Annotated in this window: 1 protein-coding gene; it reads left to right on the top strand. The window is 53.4% G+C overall.

Annotation, left to right across the window (positions count from 1 at the left end; all coding sequences use genetic code 11):
- Positions 1-101: 101 nt before the first annotated feature.
- Positions 102-1,307, top strand: coding sequence for an ISL3 family transposase (locus tag JK198_RS16695; protein WP_212711058.1), 1,206 nt, complete (start codon positions 102-104; stop codon positions 1,305-1,307).
- The last annotated feature ends 3 nt before the right edge of the window (positions 1,308-1,310 follow it).

Raw genomic sequence — 1,310 nt, 5'->3', positions numbered from 1 at the left:
AGGTTCATCGCACCTTAGCGTGAATTAATAGAAAACGGCGGTAAAAGTGGTTAGTTTTGTATTCGCCAAAACACTAACCAGCCACTAAACCGCCGTCTGCCATGAATGCTAACCTCTCTTCGCTTTTCTGGGAAGGTTTCACCGTCGATTCCTTTACCCCATGCGCACACGATGCGCTTCTTATTACCCTCCGGCCTGACCCGGACTTTGCTCCTGCCTGCCGCCGATGTGGCCAGAACACCTGTGCTGTTCATGATACTTCCCTGCGCCGGGTTCGTGAGCGTGACTTGCTGCACTGGCGCATCACACTTCAGGTTCCCGTTCGCCGTCTGCGATGTGCATCCTGCGGTATCGTTACTGAACGCATATCCTGGTTGCCTGAGCGACAACGTTATACCTCCACTTTAGCTGTCTGGGTGGAGTCTCTTACCCGGCTGTTACCCGTTAAGCATGTAGCGCAGCTGACGGGGCTGCACTGGCATACCATCAAGAATATCGACCTCCGTCGACTGCGACGCGAGCTACAAGAGCCTGAGCGTCGTACCCTGCGCCGCCTGATAATGGATGAGTTCGCTCTGTTTAAAGGCCATCGTTATGCCACCGTTGTCGTGGATGCAGATACACAGCAGGTGTTGTGGGTCGGTGAAGGTCGAAGCCGGGTGGCCTTCCGTCCGTTCTTCACCTGGCTGGGTCCTGAAGGCTGCGCTGCCATTGAATCTGTAGCGATGGATATGAATACTGCACTGGACCTGGAGGTCAGAGAGCAATGCCCACAGGCAGAAGTGGTGTATGACCTCTTCCACGTCGTGGCAAAGTTCGGTCGTGAGGTTATCGACAGGGTGCGGGTCGACCAGGCTAATCAGCTGCGTGACAACAAGAAAGCGCGTAAGGTTATCAAGCGCAGCCGCTGGTTACTGTTGCGTAACCCGGAAAACCTGCCGGCAGGACATGAGGTAAAACTGGCAGAACTGCTGGAAGCCAACCAGCCGCTAAATACCGTGTATGTAATGAAAACTGCGCTGAAGGAGATGTGGTATGCACCAGACAAGGCCACCGCACAGGCACGCTGGAATGAGTGGTACAGACAGTGTGATGAGAGTGGGATCAGGGCGTTACAGCAGTTCGCTAACAAGCTGAAGAACTACATAAGCGGAATAATCGCCAGTGCGACGCACCGGCTGAATACGAGCATGCTTGAAGGAATGAATAACAAGATCAAGGTGCTGAAACGCATGGCATATGGATACCGGGATAATGACTACTTCTTCCTGAAGATAAAAGCAGCGTTCCCCGGTAAAACGCGATGAACC

The organism is Tatumella sp. JGM91 (genome assembly GCF_018257575.1).
GTDB lineage: Bacteria > Pseudomonadota > Gammaproteobacteria > Enterobacterales > Enterobacteriaceae > Tatumella > Tatumella punctata.
The sequence above is the reverse complement of the archived record's forward strand: the minus strand, read 5'-3'. Positions and strand labels throughout refer to the sequence as shown.

What these genes read in the sequence shown, in the direction of transcription:
- JK198_RS16695 (WP_212711058.1), top strand. Translation starts at nt 102, where the DNA reads ATGAATGCTAACCTCTCTTCGCTTTTCTGGGAAGGTTTCACCGTCGAT.